Below are 15,668 nucleotides of genomic sequence, written 5' to 3' on the forward strand. Positions count from 1 at the left end.
TAGATTCGCCCGGTGCGTCGCGGACCGGTTCTCCTGACCGCCGCAGGCGGGTGCGCCGTGATCCACGTCGCTGGCGTTTTGACAGCCAGCCCGGCCTGGCGCTACGCCGAGGTGCTGGCGATCGGCCTGCTCGTCGCCTACGCCGTGGCCAGCGGGCTGCCGACGCCACGTTGGGCGGTGCCGGCGGCGCTCGCCGTCCTGATGCTGGACGCCGTCCGGACGATGCCCGGTGACCGCGCCGAGGGCCACGGCTGGCAGGTGCTGCGGCCGGATACCGCCGGCGTCGACCGATTCGCCGGCGTCGAGGCGGGCCTCGCCCTCTGCTGGGCGTCGCTGACCGCAGTGGCGGTGCTGGTCGCGGCGTGGCACCGCCACCCCCGGCGGCGCCGGCCAGCAGTCGCCACAGCGCTGGCAGCCGTGGTGATCACCGGGTACGCGGCGATCCGGATCATCGCCAGCTGGCTGACCATGGCGATCAACCACCGCGACCATTCGACCGGAGCGGACCTGGCCGGCTCGGTGATCGCCGTGAGCCTGGCGGTGCTGCCGCCGTTGGGGCTCGGGTTGGCCGCGCTGGCGCTCGCCACGGCGCTGGCCGGGCACCGCCGGTGGCTCGCCTCGGCCGGGGCGGCGCTGCTCGCCGTCACCGCGCTGCCCCATGTGGACGCGGCCATCCGGGCCGTGCCGCTGCCCCTGCACGCGGGCGACCAGCTGGCCTGGTCCGCCGCCTACGCCATCGGGTCCACGCCGTCGACGCCGTACCCGGTCACGGCGCTCATCACGCTGCTGGAACTGACCGCGTACCTGCTGCTCGTCACGGGCTTGGCCGATTTCCACCCGCCGACATCCACTGCCCGGACCGAGGCAGACCAGTCGCGGCGGTGAGCCCTCGGGGCCGCTGCCGCACTCGCTGACCGGCTGCCGGGCAGCGTGCGCCTATCCTCAGTAAACGATAACCGTTACCATCACCATGCCGGTTTCCGAGCGAGGAGGCGTCGATGGCGCATGTGCTGCTGGTGGAGAGCTGGGTCGGTGCGATGGCGCATCTGCTGCCCAGGGCCGTGCTGGAGGCCGGTCACCAGTTCTCCTTCCTGACCCGCGACCTGCACCACTACCTGCGCAGCGCACCGGCCGGGGGTGCGCATCCGTTGCTCGCCGCGCACAATGTACTGACCGCCGAGACCAACGAGCTGCCCGGACTGCTGGAGCACACGGAACAGCTGCACCGGGCGCTGCGCTTCGACGGCGTGCTCACCTCCTGCGACTACTACCTCGACACCGCCGCCCAGCTGGCCGCCCACCTAGGACTGCCCGGCGCGGACCCAGAGGCGGTGCGCCGGGCGTACCGCAAGGACCTCGCCCGGGCGGCGATGGACGCCGCCGGCGTGCCGCAACCCCGGTACGCGCTCGCGCAGAGCTGGTCCGACGTCGCGCAGGCCGCCCGGGAGCTGGGCTTCCCGTTGGTGGTCAAACCGGTCGACCTCTGCGCCGGCATGTACGTGCGCGAAGTCGCCGACGAGGCCGGGCTACGGGCGGCGTTCAACGCCCTCACCGGGTTCCCGGTCAACGCCAGACGCCAGCCCCGGGTGCCGACGGTGCTGCTGGAGGAGCTGCTGTCCGGTCCGGAGGTGAGCGTGGAGACGGTCACCGTGGACGGACACACGACGGTCGTCGGGGTGACCGACAAGAGCCTCGGCGGCGCCTCGGGGTTCGTCGAGACCGGACACATGTTCCCGGCGGTGCTCGACCCGGCGACCACCCGCCGGGCCGGTGAGGTGGCGGTGGCCGCGCTGGCGGCGGTCGGGCTGGACCGCGGGGTCGCCCACACCGAGCTGCGACTGACCCCGGCCGGGCCCCGGGTGGTCGAGGTCAACCCCCGGCCGGCCGGCAACCAGATCACCGAGCTGGTGCGCCGGGTCACCGGCATCGACCTGCCCATGGTGTACGCGCAGCTGGCGCTCGGCGAGACCGCCGACCTCACACCCGCCGACACGGGCGTACGCAGCGCGGCGATCGCATTCGTACTGCCGCCGCGCCCCGGTGTCATCGCCCGGGTTGACGGAACCGGGGCCTGGCAGACCGACCCACGGGTGGTCGACTGGTCGGTGAAACCCGCCGGCCACCGGGCCGGGGACAGCAGCAGCAACAACGACTACCTGGGCCACGTCATGGTTGTCGACACGGCCGGGACCGACGCGCGGACCATCGCCGACGGCCTGGCCGCACAGGTACGCGTCGGGTACGTCGACGACGACGGCACCGACCGGCACCGGTTCGCCGCCACGCCGGCCGGAGCGGCGGTATGACGGCCGTGTCGCCGGCCCCGCCGGCGTACCGGTCCCTCGCCGCGCTGATCGACGCGGTACAGGCCGGACGGCACGGCGTGGACCCGACCCGCTGCCAGGTCAGTGTGGGGTTCGTGACCAGGCAGGGCGCGAGGCACGCGAATCGGCTGCGCGGCTACCGCAACCAGGTGCTGAGCCTGCGGGTCGACGCGGCGGTCGGCTCCTGCGCGGTCGAGCCCGGCGCGCTGCCCGACGAGGTCGTCTACGACTGTGTCGGCGCCTCGGTCGCCGACCTGCTCGCGCATCCGCTGCTGCCGGTGCGGGTGGCCGCGCTCGACGCGTACCTGATGGCGCAGCGGCCACACGCCGAGGTGGCCGACACCGTGGTCACCGTGCCCGCCGGCAGCTCGCTGGCCAAGTCGCAGACCCGGGCCGCCGCCGTGGTCGACCTGCTGCCGCCGACCGGCGGCCCGGTCCTGGTCGTCGGGGTGGTGAACTCGCTGCTGGCCCGGCTCCGCGCCGCCGACCGGCGGTACCTGCCGTGCGACCTGGCCGGCGGCCACACCGAATGGGACGAGCCGTGTCTGCCCGACGCGGCGGCGCTGCTGGACCGCTGCGACGCGATCCTCGCCTCGGGGATGACGCTCGGCAACGGCACCTTCGAGCCGCTGCTGACCCACGCCGCCGCCGAGGGCAAGCCGTTCGTGACGTTCGCGCAGACCGGCAGCGCCGTGCTGCCGTGGTTCCTCGGCGCTGGGCTGACGGCGGTGTCGGCCGAGCCGTACCCGTTCTTCTGGCTCGACGGCGGACCGACGACCCTCTACCGGTACGGGGTGTCCGGGTGAGCGCCCCGCAGCTGCTGAACCTGGTGGGGCACACCCCGCTGATCTACGTCGACGCGCCGCTGCCGCACCCGCACGGCGGCTTCTGGGCGAAGGTCGAGTCCGCCGCGCCGGGTGGGATGAAGGCCCGCGCGGCGGTGGCGATGCTGGTAGGCGCGCGGCGGCGCGGCGAACTCCGCGACGGCGCACCGGTGGTGGAATCGACCAGCGGCACCCTCGGCATCGGGCTGGTCTTCGCCGGGCAGGCCCTCGGCCACCCGGTGGTGCTGGTTGTCGACCGGGAGCTGGAGCCGTCGATGCGGGCGCTGCTACGCGCGTACGGAGCCCGGCTGGAGGTGGTCGAGCAGCCCCACCCGACAGGTGGCTGGCAGCAGGCCCGCCGGGAACGGCTGACGCAGGTGCTGGCGACGCTGCCCGGCGCGTACTGGCCGGACCAGTACCACAACCCCGACAACGTCGCCGGGTACGCGAGCCTCGGTGACGAGATCGCCGCCCAGGTCGACACCGTCGACGTGCTGGTCTGCAGCGTCGGCACCGGCGGGCACAGCGCCGGGCTGGCCCGGACGCTGCGCCGGCACTGGCCGCAGCTGCGGCTGATCGGCGTGGACACCATCGGCTCGACGATCTTCGGCCAGCCGGCCCGACGGCGGGTAATGCGCGGGCTGGGCAGCAGCATCTTCCCGAACAACGTGGACTATCCGGCGTTCGACGAGGTGCACTGGCTGGGCCCGGCGGAGGCGGTGGACACCTGCCGGCGGCTGGCCCGGACGGCGTTCGTCACCGGCGGATGGTCCACCGGCGCGGTCGCCAGGGTCGCCGCCTGGGTGGCCCGCACCCAGCCGGACACCCGGGTGCTGGCGGTCTTCCCCGACGGCCCGCACCGCTACCTCGACTCCATCTTCGACGACGGCTGGTGCGGCCGGCACGGGCTGCTCGGCCCCACCCCCGGCCATCCGGTCGAGATACCGCACCCCGGTGCGGTGGAGGTCACCCGGTGGAGCCGCTGCCGGGTGGTCGGCGACCCGGTACGCCACGAGCGGGTGCCGGCATGAAACTGTCCTGGCACCCGTACCGGCTGGTGCTGCGCGAACCGCTGCGGATCTCCCGGTCGGTGATGGCGCACCGCGAAGCGGTCCAGCTGACCGTCACCCACGACGGGCTCGCCGGCCACGGCGAGGTCGTCACCAGCGGCTACTACGGACTCGACCGGGCCGCGATCGAACGTACCTGTGCCGGCTGGACCGGCCGGCTCGCCGGCTGTTCGGATCCGGCGGCGCTGCGCGACGAGCTGAACACGTTCGACGGACCCGCCGGGGTGCTCGCGGCGCTGGACACCGCCGTGCACGACCTGCTCGGCCAGGCCCGGGGGCTGCCGGTGCACCGGCTGCTGCAAGCACCGGCACCGACTCCGGTGGCCACGGCGTACACGATCGGGCTGGTGCCGGTCGCGGACGCGGCGGCGACCGCGCGTCGGCTGGTCGCCGCCGGGTTCGCGGTGCTGAAGGTGAAAGCCGGTGACGACGCCGACGTGGCCCGGGTGGCGGCGGTACGCGCCGAGGCGCCGACGGCCCGGCTGCTGCTCGACCCCAACGGCGGCTGGTCCGCCGAGCAGGCGGTACGGCGGCTCGACGCGCTCACCCCGTACCGGATCGACGCCGTCGAGCAGCCGATCCCGCCGGGTCGGCCCGACCTGCTGGCCCGGGTGGCCGCCCGCACCGCGATCCCGGTCGTCGCCGACGAGGACGCCGAGCGCCTCGCCGACCTGGACCGGCTCACCGGATCGGTCGCCGGGGTGAACGTCAAGCTGGCCAAGTGCGGCGGGATCGTCGCCGCCACCCGGATCGTCGAGGCGGCCAGGGAACGCGGCCTGGACATCATGCTCGGCTGCCTGGTCGCCAGCACGCTCGGCGTCGCACCGGCCGTGCATCTGGCCGGCCTCGCCCGCTGGGTCGACCTGGACGGGCACCTGCTGATCGCCGATGACCCGTGGACCGGGATCGGCGGCCACGACGGCGTGCTGCGCCTGGCGGACACCCCCGGACTGGGCGTGACGCCGACGGCGACGACCGGATCCGGCGTGGCGGAGGCGGTGCGGTGAAGGCGACCTGGACGACGCTGACCAGTTTTCCACCGGCGATCCGGCTGCTGGTGGTCAACCAGCTCGGGGTCAACGTCGGCTTCTACATGCTGCTGCCCTACCTGGCCGGTTACCTGCGCGACGACATCGGCCTGTCGGCCACCCTGGTCGGCCTGGTCCTCGGGGTACGCAACCTGAGCCAGCAGGGACTGTTCCTGGTCGGCGGATCGGCCGCCGACCGGCTCGGCGCACGTGGCGTGATCATCGCGGGCTGCGGGCTGCGGGCGGTCGGCTTCGCGGTGTTCGCGGTCGGCGGGTCGCTGCCCGCACTGCTGGCCGCCTCGGTGCTGACCGGGCTGGCCGGGGCGCTGTTCAACCCGGCGGTACGCGCCTACCTCGCCGAGGCCGCCCCCGAGCGCCGGGCCGAGGCTTTCGCCCTGTTCAACGTCTTCGCCAGCGCCGGTGCGCTGCTCGGGCCGCTGCTCGGCAGCGCGCTGCTGCTGGTCGACTTCCGGGCCGCCGCGATCGGCGCGACGGTGGTGTTCGCCGCGCTGACCCTGGCGCAACTGCTGGTGCTGCCACCGCACCCGGTGACCCGCAGCGGGCAGAGCGTCGGCCGGGACTGGCGGGAGGCGCTGACCGACGGCCGGTTCCTGGCGTTCACGGTGGCGTTGAGTGCGCTGTTCGCCCTGCAGACCCAGCTGTACCTGGTGCTACCGGTGCAGGCCGAGGCCGTGGCCGGCACCGCGCTGGCGGTGGCCGCACTCTTCGTCGTGTCCACGGTGGTCACTCTCGGCTGGCAGGTACGGCTTACCGGGTGGCTGCGCCAGCGGAGCAGCCGTGGGCTGGCCATCGCGGCCGGGATGGCGGTGGCCGGCCTCGGTTTCCTGCTGCCGCTGCTGCCGGTGACCGGCCCGCCTCCGGTGCGGGCACTGCCGACGCTGGCCGCCGCGCTGGCGCTGGCGGTCGGTGTGATGATGGCGCAGCCGTTCGTGTTGGAGCTGGTGCCCGGCTTCGCCCGCGACGGGCTGACCGGCACCTACTTCGGGGTGTTCTACCTGGCCTCGGGGGTCGTAGCGGCGCTGGCCACCACCGCCGTCGGCCGGTTCATGCAGACCGGTGGCCAGCCGGACGGTGCGGCACCGGGCGTACCCGCCGGAGCCTGGCTGCTCTGCGCCGGGCTTGGCCTGGCCTCGGGCGCCGCCGTGTGGGTGCTGCACCGCCGGGGCCTGCTCGCCCCACGTCCGGTGCCGACCACCGCCGGAAAGGCGGCCCGGTGAGCGGGCCGGTGGTCGGGGGCGGGCCGGTGGTGTCGGACGGCAACCTGCTCACCGACAACCCGCAGCTGTACGAGGCCCAGTTTCCCGACCCGGAGCACCGGGCGGCCAGGTTCGTGGCCGACCTGGTCGACCGGTTCGCGCCCGGCCCGCCCGGCCGGCGGCTGCTCGACCTCGGCTGCGGCACCGGCCGCGACGCCGGGTACCTCGCCGACGCCGGCTTCGACGTCACCGGGCTGGACCTGTCCACCCGGATGCTGGCCTACGCCCGCCGCCGCCACCAGCGGGTCCGGTTCGTCGAAGGTGACCTGCGTACGTTCGACCTCGACCTGCGCTTCGACGTGGTCACCTGCCTGGACAGTGCGCTGCTGTACTGCCACCACAACGCCGACCTGACCGCCGCGCTGGCCAACTGCCGACGGCAGCTGGCCCCCGGCGGGCTGCTCATCGCCGAGATGCGCAACGGCGCGTACTTCCTCGGCAACACCGACCTGGTCGACGGGCCCAGCATCCGGTCGGTGCGCTGGCAGGGCGTCACCTACACGTCCCGTACCACCTTGTGGATCGACGCCGCGGCGCAGCTGCTGCGCCGCCGTCGGATGTGGACCTGGCCGGGTGCGGAGCAGGAACTCGTGCAGAATTCCGCATGGCGGCTGCTCTTCCCGCAGGAGCTGCGCCATCTGCTGGAGGGCGCCGGGTTCGACGTCCTCGCCCTGTTCGACGCCCCCGGCCCGCGTACCGAACCGCCCTGGCGTCCCGGCGCCGAGCTGGCGACCGGCCTACGCGGCGACCGCCTGCACCTGGTCGCCCGCCGCCGCGACGACGCGGCCTGAACTCCCCGCTGAAACCCCTTGGAAGGAAGAACTGACATGTCGACTGTTGCCCGACTACGCCGCCGAACATTGCTCGGCGGCGGTGCCGCCCTGACCGCCGCGCTCCTCGCCGGCTGCGGCGCCGACACCCCCGCCGGCACCGACGCCGCCGCTGGCGGTGGCACCCCGAAGCGGGGCGGCCGGCTGCGGGTCGCGTTCGCCGGTGGCGGCGCCACCGAGAACCTCGACCCGCACCTGGCGAACCTGTTCAACGAGGCGTCCCGGGCCAAAGCGATCTTCGACAAGCTCGCCGACTACGGCCCGGACGTGTCGATCCAGCCCCGGCTCGCGCTGAGTTGGGAGCCCAACGCCGACCTCACCCGCTGGCGGGTGCCGTTGCGGGAGGCGACCTTCCACGACGGCCGGCCGGTGCGGGCCGCCGACGTACTGGCCAGCTACGCCCGGATCACCGACCCGGACCGGGCGTTCCGCGCCAAGGCCAGCCTGTCCCTGATCGATCTGCGGGCCAGCCGGGCCGTCGACGACCGTACGGTCGAGTTCGCGCTGACCCGTCCGTTCGCCGAGTTCGGCAACGTGCTCGCCGCATTCGGCGCGTACATCGTGCCGGAGGGCAGCGAGTCGTTCGACCGGCCGATCGGCTCCGGGCCGTTCACGTTCAGCAGCTTCACCCCCGGCACGTCGCTGCTGCTGGCCCGGTACCCGGACTACTGGGACGGCGCCGCGCACCTCGACGAGCTGGAGTACGTGATCGCCAACGAGGAGTCGGCGCGGGTCAACGCCCTGCTCGCCGGGCAGGTCGACTACGCGCACGACATCAGCCCCACCACGGCCCGCAGCTACGCCGCCGACGACCGGATCGCCATCACCCGGATGGCCAACAGCGGCCTGCAGGGCTTCACCATGAAGCTGGACCGGCCCCCGTTCGACAACCGTGACCTACGGGAGGCGATGTTCCTGCTCACCGACCGGCAGCAGCTGGTCGAGACGGTCCTGTCCGGATCCGGGCAGGTCGGCAACGACCTGTTCGGCAAGGGCTACCAGTACTACGCCGGCGACATCCCCCAGCGCGAACCCGACCTCGACCGGGCCCGGGCGCTCATCGACCGGGCCGGCGCAAGCGGCCTGCGGATCCCGCTGGACACCGCGCCGGTGGCCGCCGGGTTCGTCGAGGCGGCCAGTGTCTTCGCCGACCAGGCCCGCGCGGTCGGGCTGAACGTCGAACCGGTGCAACGCAACAAGGACACGTACTGGCGAGAGGTGCTCGACAATGGAGTGATGGCCTGCTTCCGCTCCGGTGCCATGCCGATCGAGACCCACATCTCGCAGCGGTTGCTGAGCACCTCGACGACGAACGCCACCAAGTGGACGCGGCCCGAGTTCGACGACCTCTACGCCACCGCCGTCTCCACCGCCGACGAAGCGGGCCGGCGGCAGGCGTACGGCGAGATGCAGCGGATGCTGCACGCCGAGGGCGGGCTGCTGGTGTGGGGCTTCGCCGACTTCCTCGTCGCCACCGCGCCCCGGGTCGGCGGCGTGTCCGCCGAGGCCCCCGCCAACACCCTCGACTGGGCCCGGTTCGACAAGGTGTGGCTGGCTTGAGCCTGACCCGCTACACGGTTCGGCGGCTGCTGCTCGGCGTCGGGCAGGTCGCCGGCATCACCACCATCGTGTTCGTGCTCACCGAGGCGCTGCCCGGCGACGCGGCGGTGGTGATCGCCGGTGACCAGCCCGACCCGGAGCGGATCGCGCTGATCCGCGAACAGCTCGACCTTGACCAGCCACCGTGGCAGCGGTACCTCGACTGGCTCACCGGGCTGCTGCACGGAGACTTCGGCGAATCGCTGATCTCCCAACGGCCGGTCCTGGACATGATCGTCGGCAGCGCCGCCGCGACCGTACTGCTGGCCGCCGTGACGCTGCTCGTCCTCGTCCCGATCGCGATCGGCCTCGGCATGCTCGCCGCCCGGCGCGAAGGCGGCCGGCTCGACCGCGCCATCAGCGCCGTCGCCGTCGGTCTCTACGCGGTACCGGAGTTCGCCCTGGCCATCCTGCTGGTCGCGGTTTTCGGCGTACGGCTGGGCTGGTTTCCGCCGACCGCCGTCGGCACCGGCCCCAACCTGCTCGCCCAGCCGGCCGTGCTGGTCCTGCCGCTGCTGGTGCTGCTGGCCCGACCGATCTGCTCACTCAGCCGGCTGACCCGCGCCGGCATGGTCGACGCGCTGCGCTCCGAGTACGTCGCCCACGCCCGCCGCCTCGGCCTCGGTGCCCGTCGCCGGTGGCTGGCCCACGCACTGCCCACCGCCGCCGCGCCGGTCGTGCAGCAACTCGCCCGCACCACCGACTGGCTGCTCGGCGGCGTCATCGTCGTCGAGGCGGTCTTCGTCATCCCCGGTCTGGGTACCGCCCTGGTCGACGCGGTCGCCGCCCGGGACGTCCCCACCGTCCAAGGGCTGTGCGTGATCGTGGCGGTCACCACCGTGGTCGTCAACCTGGCCGCCGACCTGGTCGCATTCCGGCTCGCCCCGCGTGCGGCAGGTGCCCGATGACCGGCCGGGCTCCGATGATCAGCCGGGTTCGGCGGACCGGCCGGGTTCCGCGCCTGGTCACCGGGGTCGTCCTGCTCGCCGTACCGCTGCTGCTCGCTCTCGCCGGTCCGGCCCTGGTCGATCTGGCCCTGGTCGGCAACGGCGCGGACCGGACCCGGCCGTTCGACCAGGCAGGGCTGCTCGGCACCGACTTCGTCGGCCGGGACGTCACCGGGCAGCTCCTGCTCGGCGGCCGGTCCGTCGTCGCGGTCGCCGCCGCCGCGACCGCCCTGGCCTACCTGATCGGCGTACCCGTCGGTCTGTTCGCCGCGCTCACCCGCCGGCGCTGGCTCGACGAGGTGCTGATGCGCCCGCTGGACCTGCTCCTCGCCGTCCCGTCGCTGCTGCTGCTCATCCTGCTCGCCGCCACCGCACCCCAGGGGCCGGTGACGCTGGTGGTAATCGTCGCCGTCATCGCCCTGCCGGAGATCGCCCGGATCACCCGCGCCGCGGCCCTGCCGCTGGCCCACGGACCCGCGATGGAAGCGATGCGGCTCTACCGGGAGACGTGGTGGCGGCGGGCGGTCGGGTACGTCGCCCGGGGTATCCGCCGGGTCCTGCTGGCCGACGCCGGGATCCGGTTCATCGGCGCCGTCTACCTCGTCGCCACCGCCAGTTTCCTGGGCATCGGCGTCGCCCCGGACGCCGCCGACTGGGCCGTCATGGTCGACCGCAACCGCGCCGGGATCTTCCTGCAGCCGTGGGCGGTGGTGGTGCCCGCCGCGCTGCTCGTCGCGCTCGCCGTCGGGGTCAACCTGGTCACCGATCAGCTGCTGGCCACCCGGCCGGAGGTCACGAAGTGATCCGGGTCGACGGGCTGTGCGCCGACGCCGGTGGACAGCGGCTGCTGCGCGACGTGTCGTTCACCGTGGCGGCCGGCGACATCCTCGCCGTCGTCGGCCCGTCCGGCAGCGGCAAGACCACGCTCGGGCGGGCGCTGCTCGGCGAAGCCGGACCCGGCGTCCGGCTTACCGGCGACGTCGAGATCCATGGTCGCCCGGTCAGCCCAGAGACACCGCCGGCCGGCGGCACCGTCGGCTACACTCCGCAGCAGCCGGCGGCGGCGCTGACCCCGGTACGCCGGATCGGCCCGGTGCTGCGCGAGATCGCCCGCCGGCACACCCCGACGCCGTCGCGTCGGACACGGCGCGCCGCCACCCGGCAGGCGGTCCGGGCGGTACTGGCCCGGGTCGGCCTGCCGGACGACCGCGACCTGCTGCGGCGCTACCCGCACCAACTCTCCGGCGGCCAGCAGCAGCGGCTCGTCATCGCGCACGCCCTGCTGGCCGGTGCCCGCGTCCTGGTCGCCGACGAACCGACCACCGGGCAGGACAGCCTCAACCGCCGCGACGTCGCCGCCGAACTACGCCGTCTCGCCGGCTCCGGCGTCGCGGTCGTCCTGCTCACCCACGACCTGCACCTGGTACGGGCGGTCGCCGATGGCGTCCTCATGCTCGACCGGGGCACCGTCGTCGCCTCCGGTTTACCGGACGCGGTCCTTCCTGACACCCCAGCTCGGCCAGCGCGGACCCCCGCCGCTGACCCGCCGGGCGGTGCCGGTCAGCTGCTGCGGGTCGCCGGGCTCACCGCAGCGCACCACGGCAGCACCGTCCTGCACGACATCGACATGGTCATCGGCCCCGGACAGCGCCTCGCCCTGGTCGGCCGCTCCGGCAGCGGCAAGACCACCGTCGCCCGCTGCCTGGCCGGCCTGCACTCACCGAGCGGCGGCAGTATCGAACTCGACGGCCGCCGGCTCGCCGGCTCGATCGACCGCCGGCAGCGGGGCGACCTCACCACCGTGCAGTACGTCTTCCAGGATCCGCGGGCCAGTTTCCAGCCGTCCGCCGCCCTGCTCGACCAGGTCGCCCGCCCCGCCGTACGGCTGCACCGCCAACCGACCGTCGAGGCGCTGCGGACCGCCCACGACCTGCTGCGTCAGGTCGGGATCGACGATGCTCTCGCCGCCCGCCGTCCCGACCGGCTCTCCGGCGGTGAGCTGCAACGCGCCGCTCTGGCCCGCGCCCTGGTGGCCCGACCCCGGCTGCTGGTCTGCGACGAGATCACGTCCGGTCTCGACCGCGTCAACCAGGACCGGATCCTCGACCTGCTCGACGAAGTGTGCCGCACCCACCGGCTCGCGCTGCTGGTCATCACGCACGACCCGGACGTGGTCGACCGGCTCGCCGACCACGTCACCGTGCTCGACCACGGCCGGGTCGTGGAACACGGTCCCGCCGCCACCGTGCTGCGCGCCGGCCGGCAGCCGCTGACCCGCGCCCTGCTCGACCCTGACCTGCCGCGACCGCGCGACCCCGACCTGCCGCGACATCTGTCGCGACCCGCAACCACGTCCAGCACCGGAGAGATGAGCACCACGTGAACGACCAGAACATCGGTCCGTACGACATCCGTACCGCCACGCCGCAGCACCTCGACGGTGCCCGCAGCGTCATGCTCGACACCTTCTACCAGGTGTTCGGCTACGGCTATCAGCCGCGGTGGCACGCCGACGTCATCGACCTCGCCGGCACCTACCTACGGCCTGAGCGGCATGCGCTATTCGTCGCGGTCAAGGGCGACGAGGTGGTCGCCACCACCGCCGTCCGCGCCGCCGCGCCGAACAGCCCGCCGCATCCCCGCTGGCTGGTCGACCGCTACCCGGCGGCGAGCACCGCCCAGCTGTTCCGGGTCTACGTACGCCCGGAACACCGCCGCAACGGGCTGGCCCGCGCACTGGTCCGACGGGCCGTCGCGTTCGCCGCCGGGCACCCCGGCTACCGGGCGGTCTACCTGCACACCGACACCGGGGTCCCCGGGGCGGAGGCGTTCTGGCGGAGCGTGGCCGAGGTGGTGCACGACCCCCGCGACGGCAGCCCGCACGCCTCCCGGGTGGTGCACTTCGAGATACCGATCTCCGTCAATACCCGGCGCGTCCCGGTGGCAGCGGGTTCGGCAGGTCGGAGCCGATGGTCGCGGTCACCGTGCTAGGAGAGAGCCCGTCTGCAAAGGTCACCGTGCTCGGGGCTGCGGCCCGGCCAGGGATTCCGGGTAGGTGAGCACCTTGGTGTAGTTCGCGAACCCGGCGAGAACCGGAATCTCCTGGACGATCACGTTGTCCCGGAACGAGTAGCCGACCACCATGCCCGAGGACCGGTTCTCCTGTGCTGCGGGCGAGTGCGTCGGGCAGGGTCTTCGAGGCGGCGCCGGTGAGCAGCTGTTGCTTGGCCGAGGCGTACGGCGCGCTCAGCAACTCGATCTCGATGTTCGGGTTCTGCGCGGTGAACTCGTCGATGATCCGGTCGAACTTTGCCGACTGGTCCGACGCACCGTCGTCCACACCACACGCCGCGACGAACGCGACTGTCGTCGCGGTCACCGCCCCGCACCGACCGCGCCGTCGACCAGCGGCTCAGCCTGCAGGAGAAGGAGAAGATCGCGGCACTGGCCGCGGCGTTGGTTGAGGACGGCTCGACCATCATGATCAGCAGCGGGACGACGACCCTGGCGGTCGCCCGCAACCTGGGCCGGCACCGCGACCTCACCGTGGCGACGACCAATCTGCTGGTGCCCGGGGCGCTGCCACCCACCGCCATCGGCGACATCGGCGTCGGTGCGGTCGATGCGGAGGCCAGTCGCACGACCAGCAACCTCACCGAAGCCGCGATGATGCAGGAGATGATCTCGCGCGCCGGCCGGGTGGCCATCCTCGCCGACTCCTCGAAGTTCGGCCGCCGACTCTTCGCCCAGGTCTCCGAGCTAAGCAGCGCGGACTACCTGATCACCGACACCCTGCCGCCCGCCGAATTACGGGAGGCGCTGGCCGCGAGCGATGTGAAGGTCGTCACCCCGCCGGCCCCACCACGACAGAGAGGGGCCCGCAACGCGGTCTGCTAGACAGGATCTCCACTCACCACCAGGGGTGCCCTACTGGAGCTCGGCCTGGCCGTCGAACCGCCGCCCCAGTTGCGTCGTCACCCCGCCGTTGCGGAAGAATTACCCCATGACCGAGGATTGGGAGCTCCCTTCAGGCTCCAAGCTAGACACCGCTGTTCCGCACTCGGCGCGGATATGGAACTACTGGCTCGGCGGCAAGGATCACTTCGCGGTAGACCGGGCCGCCGGCGATGAGGTCATCGCCCACATCCCGGACATCCCCATCGGAGCCAAGTCCGAGCGCGCGTTCCTCCAGCGGGTGGTCAGGTTCCTCGTCGGGGACGCCGGCATCCGCCAGTTCCTCGACGTCGGCACCGGGCTGCCCACAGCGGACAACACCCACGAGGTCGCGCAGTCCCTGGACCCGCGCTGCCGGGTGGTCTACATCGACAACGACCCGCTCGTCATGGCACACGCGCGTGCGCTGCTGGCCAGCACGCCGGAAGGCAGTTGCGACTACGTCGAAGCCGATCTGCGGCAGCCGGACGCGATCCTCGCGTCCGCGCGGCGGACGCTCGACTTCTCGCAGCCGATCGGGCTCATGCTCCTCGGCGTCGTCAACCACATCATGGACGACGATGTGGCGTACGGCTCCGTCGCACAACTGGTGCAGGCGATGCCCGCCGGCAGCTACCTGGTGCTCACCCACTCCACGGCGGAGATCCACGGCGAGCCGATGCTGCGCGTGATGCGGGAAACCACCGAACGCGGCGGCACGCCGATCCGCGCCAGGACCAAAATCGAGCTCGAACGCTTCTTCGGCGGGTTGGACCTGCTGGAACCCGGCGTCGTCACGTGCTCACGCTGGCGCCCCGACCCGGAGTCCGACGAGCCCGAGGTCTACCTTTTCGGCGGTGTCGGCCGCATCGGCTGAGCCACCACAGCTCATCTTGTCGTCTGGCGGTCAACAGTTCGTGGCGGCAGGTCGGCGTTAGCGGCCGGGTGGTTGGCCGTGGAGGCGGGCGAAGGCGCGGTTGAAGGCGAACTCGGAGGTACAGCCCATCCGGTGGACGATGGTGTCGCGTAGCGCGCGGGCGACCACGTTGAGGTGCCAGCGGGTGAGGTAGGTCAGTGGTGGTTCGCCGACGTGGCGGGCGAAGCGCCGCACAAGGGTGGCACGGGGGACGTTGACCGTCACGGCGAGGGTGTCCAGGGGGCCAGTCGTGACCGGGTCGCTCGTGCAGGACGGCCAGAACCTGCGCGGTGAGCGGGTCACGTAGGCAGCGTCCCGGCAGTGGTGGATCCCGTCGGCACCCGGGGCGATCGCGGGTCTGGTGCTCTTCACGGTGCTCGAGCTTCTGCGCCACTCGACTCGGCGAAGGGTCACGGGACGACCGTCATGAGCGCCTGCACCCCCGCGTCCACAACAACGTCGTGGTGACCGTGCCCCGCCTCGATCCGGTCATCCACGCACCCCACCGCCTGCACATCTGTTCTCTGCTGACCCCTCGAACGAGGCCGAGTTCCAGGTGCTGCGAGAGGCACTCGGGATCAGCGACTCGGCACTGTCCAAGCACATCAAACAGTTGGAGGATGCAGGCTACCTCAGGCTGCGCAGGGCTACGCTCAACGGTCGCCGACGGACGTGGGCGCAGCTTACGCCTACCGGACGGCGGGCCTTCGCCGCACATGTCGAAGCGCTGATGGAGATCGCATCGCTCGCGCGCACCTCCCAGCATCTCCCCCCGCCCGGTCTCCGACCACACCAGCGCCCCGACGAGCCCAACCTGCGGCTCAGGACGACCGACGTGTCGACGACGCGCGCAGAGGAGTACGGACATCCATGCACATGACTTCTGGAACTGACGGCTAGTGACAACGCGATTGCGTAGT

General features: G+C 72.8%; 17 protein-coding genes. 15 read left to right on the forward strand and 2 right to left on the reverse strand.

The features are described from left to right. Positions 1-78 precede the first annotated feature (78 nt). The 12 genes from O7553_RS25965 to O7553_RS26020 all read left to right on the forward strand — a co-directional run bounded on the left by O7553_RS25965 (position 79) and on the right by O7553_RS26020 (position 12,890). On the forward strand, positions 79-885 hold the full coding sequence (locus O7553_RS25965; RefSeq protein ID WP_281552205.1) for a hypothetical protein: 807 nt from the start codon (positions 79-81) through the stop codon (positions 883-885). Between the two features lie 113 nt (positions 886-998). Then, the gene (locus O7553_RS25970) at positions 999-2,306 is read left to right on the forward strand and encodes an ATP-grasp domain-containing protein (protein ID WP_281552206.1); all 1,308 of its coding nucleotides are present in this window, start codon (positions 999-1,001) and stop codon (positions 2,304-2,306) included. Continuing rightward, complete coding sequence (locus tag O7553_RS25975) at positions 2,303-3,130, forward strand: DUF364 domain-containing protein (RefSeq protein ID WP_281552207.1); 828 nt, start codon at positions 2,303-2,305, stop codon at positions 3,128-3,130. The genes O7553_RS25970 and O7553_RS25975 overlap by 4 nt, the downstream gene beginning before the upstream one ends. Then, a complete protein-coding gene (locus O7553_RS25980) occupies positions 3,127-4,179 on the forward strand; it encodes a PLP-dependent cysteine synthase family protein (RefSeq protein WP_281552208.1) in 1,053 nt (350 codons plus the stop codon). The genes O7553_RS25975 and O7553_RS25980 overlap by 4 nt, the downstream gene beginning before the upstream one ends. Beyond that, on the forward strand, positions 4,122-5,225 hold the full coding sequence (locus O7553_RS25985) for a dipeptide epimerase (protein ID WP_281552209.1): 1,104 nt from the start codon (positions 4,122-4,124) through the stop codon (positions 5,223-5,225). Before O7553_RS25980 ends, O7553_RS25985 begins: the two co-directional genes overlap by 58 nt. Beyond that, positions 5,222-6,484 (forward strand): MFS transporter, encoded by a 1,263-nt coding sequence (locus tag O7553_RS25990; RefSeq protein WP_281552210.1) that lies wholly within the window; start codon positions 5,222-5,224, stop codon positions 6,482-6,484. The genes O7553_RS25985 and O7553_RS25990 overlap by 4 nt, the downstream gene beginning before the upstream one ends. Beyond that, complete coding sequence (locus tag O7553_RS25995; protein WP_281552211.1) at positions 6,481-7,314, forward strand: class I SAM-dependent methyltransferase; 834 nt, start codon at positions 6,481-6,483, stop codon at positions 7,312-7,314. The genes O7553_RS25990 and O7553_RS25995 overlap by 4 nt, the downstream gene beginning before the upstream one ends. A gap of 36 nt (positions 7,315-7,350) precedes the next feature. Then, complete coding sequence (locus O7553_RS26000) at positions 7,351-8,913, forward strand: ABC transporter substrate-binding protein (protein WP_281552212.1); 1,563 nt, start codon at positions 7,351-7,353, stop codon at positions 8,911-8,913. After that, positions 8,910-9,860 (forward strand): ABC transporter permease, encoded by a 951-nt coding sequence (locus tag O7553_RS26005; RefSeq protein ID WP_281552213.1) that lies wholly within the window; start codon positions 8,910-8,912, stop codon positions 9,858-9,860. The genes O7553_RS26000 and O7553_RS26005 overlap by 4 nt, the downstream gene beginning before the upstream one ends. Then, complete coding sequence (locus O7553_RS26010; protein ID WP_281552214.1) at positions 9,857-10,702, forward strand: ABC transporter permease subunit; 846 nt, start codon at positions 9,857-9,859, stop codon at positions 10,700-10,702. Before O7553_RS26005 ends, O7553_RS26010 begins: the two co-directional genes overlap by 4 nt. After that, positions 10,699-12,282 (forward strand): ATP-binding cassette domain-containing protein, encoded by a 1,584-nt coding sequence (locus O7553_RS26015; RefSeq protein ID WP_281552215.1) that lies wholly within the window; start codon positions 10,699-10,701, stop codon positions 12,280-12,282. The genes O7553_RS26010 and O7553_RS26015 overlap by 4 nt, the downstream gene beginning before the upstream one ends. Beyond that, the gene (locus tag O7553_RS26020) at positions 12,279-12,890 is read left to right on the forward strand and encodes a GNAT family N-acetyltransferase (RefSeq protein WP_281552216.1); all 612 of its coding nucleotides are present in this window, start codon (positions 12,279-12,281) and stop codon (positions 12,888-12,890) included. The genes O7553_RS26015 and O7553_RS26020 overlap by 4 nt, the downstream gene beginning before the upstream one ends. 21 nt (positions 12,891-12,911) lie before the next feature. Here O7553_RS26020 and O7553_RS26025 read toward each other — a convergent pair whose 3' ends face one another. After that, positions 12,912-13,043, reverse strand: a complete 132-nt coding sequence (locus O7553_RS26025) for a hypothetical protein (RefSeq protein ID WP_281552217.1) — start codon at positions 13,041-13,043, stop codon at positions 12,912-12,914. A 165-nt stretch (positions 13,044-13,208) separates the two neighbouring features. Between O7553_RS26025 and O7553_RS26030 the strand changes: the two genes are divergently transcribed. Further along, the gene (locus O7553_RS26030; protein WP_281552218.1) at positions 13,209-13,796 is read left to right on the forward strand and encodes a DeoR/GlpR family DNA-binding transcription regulator; all 588 of its coding nucleotides are present in this window, start codon (positions 13,209-13,211) and stop codon (positions 13,794-13,796) included. A 106-nt stretch (positions 13,797-13,902) separates the two neighbouring features. Continuing rightward, entirely contained in the window at positions 13,903-14,709 is an 807-nt protein-coding gene (locus tag O7553_RS26035) for an SAM-dependent methyltransferase (protein WP_281552219.1), read from the forward strand. Positions 14,710-14,766: 57 nt separating this feature from the next. Here the strand turns inward: O7553_RS26035 and O7553_RS26040 are convergent, their stop codons facing one another. Next, positions 14,767-15,120: a helix-turn-helix domain-containing protein gene (locus tag O7553_RS26040; RefSeq protein ID WP_281552220.1), complete on the reverse strand. Its 354-nt coding sequence runs from the start codon at positions 15,118-15,120 to the stop codon at positions 14,767-14,769. A 184-nt stretch (positions 15,121-15,304) separates the two neighbouring features. On the opposite strand from O7553_RS26040, the gene O7553_RS26045 reads away from it, so the two are divergent. Further along, positions 15,305-15,628 carry a transcriptional regulator gene (locus O7553_RS26045; RefSeq protein WP_281552221.1) on the forward strand — a complete coding sequence of 108 codons (324 nt, stop codon included), beginning with the start codon at positions 15,305-15,307 and terminating at the stop codon, positions 15,626-15,628. Positions 15,629-15,668: the final 40 nt, after the last annotated feature.

It is taken from the genome of Solwaraspora sp. WMMA2059, assembly GCF_027497315.1.
Classification (GTDB): domain Bacteria; phylum Actinomycetota; class Actinomycetes; order Mycobacteriales; family Micromonosporaceae; genus Micromonospora_E.

Excerpts from the sequence above, each read along its gene's own strand:
- O7553_RS25970 (WP_281552206.1), top strand. The coding sequence starts at position 999 with ATGGCGCATGTGCTGCTGGTGGAGAGCTGGGTCGGTGCGATGGCGCAT.
- O7553_RS25975 (WP_281552207.1), top strand. The coding sequence starts at position 2,303 with ATGACGGCCGTGTCGCCGGCCCCGCCGGCGTACCGGTCCCTCGCCGCG.
- O7553_RS26000 (WP_281552212.1), top strand. The coding sequence starts at position 7,351 with ATGTCGACTGTTGCCCGACTACGCCGCCGAACATTGCTCGGCGGCGGT.
- O7553_RS26010 (WP_281552214.1), top strand. The coding sequence starts at position 9,857 with ATGACCGGCCGGGCTCCGATGATCAGCCGGGTTCGGCGGACCGGCCGG.
- O7553_RS26025 (WP_281552217.1), bottom strand. The coding sequence starts at position 13,043 with ATGGTGGTCGGCTACTCGTTCCGGGACAACGTGATCGTCCAGGAGATT.
- O7553_RS26035 (WP_281552219.1), top strand. The coding sequence starts at position 13,903 with ATGACCGAGGATTGGGAGCTCCCTTCAGGCTCCAAGCTAGACACCGCT.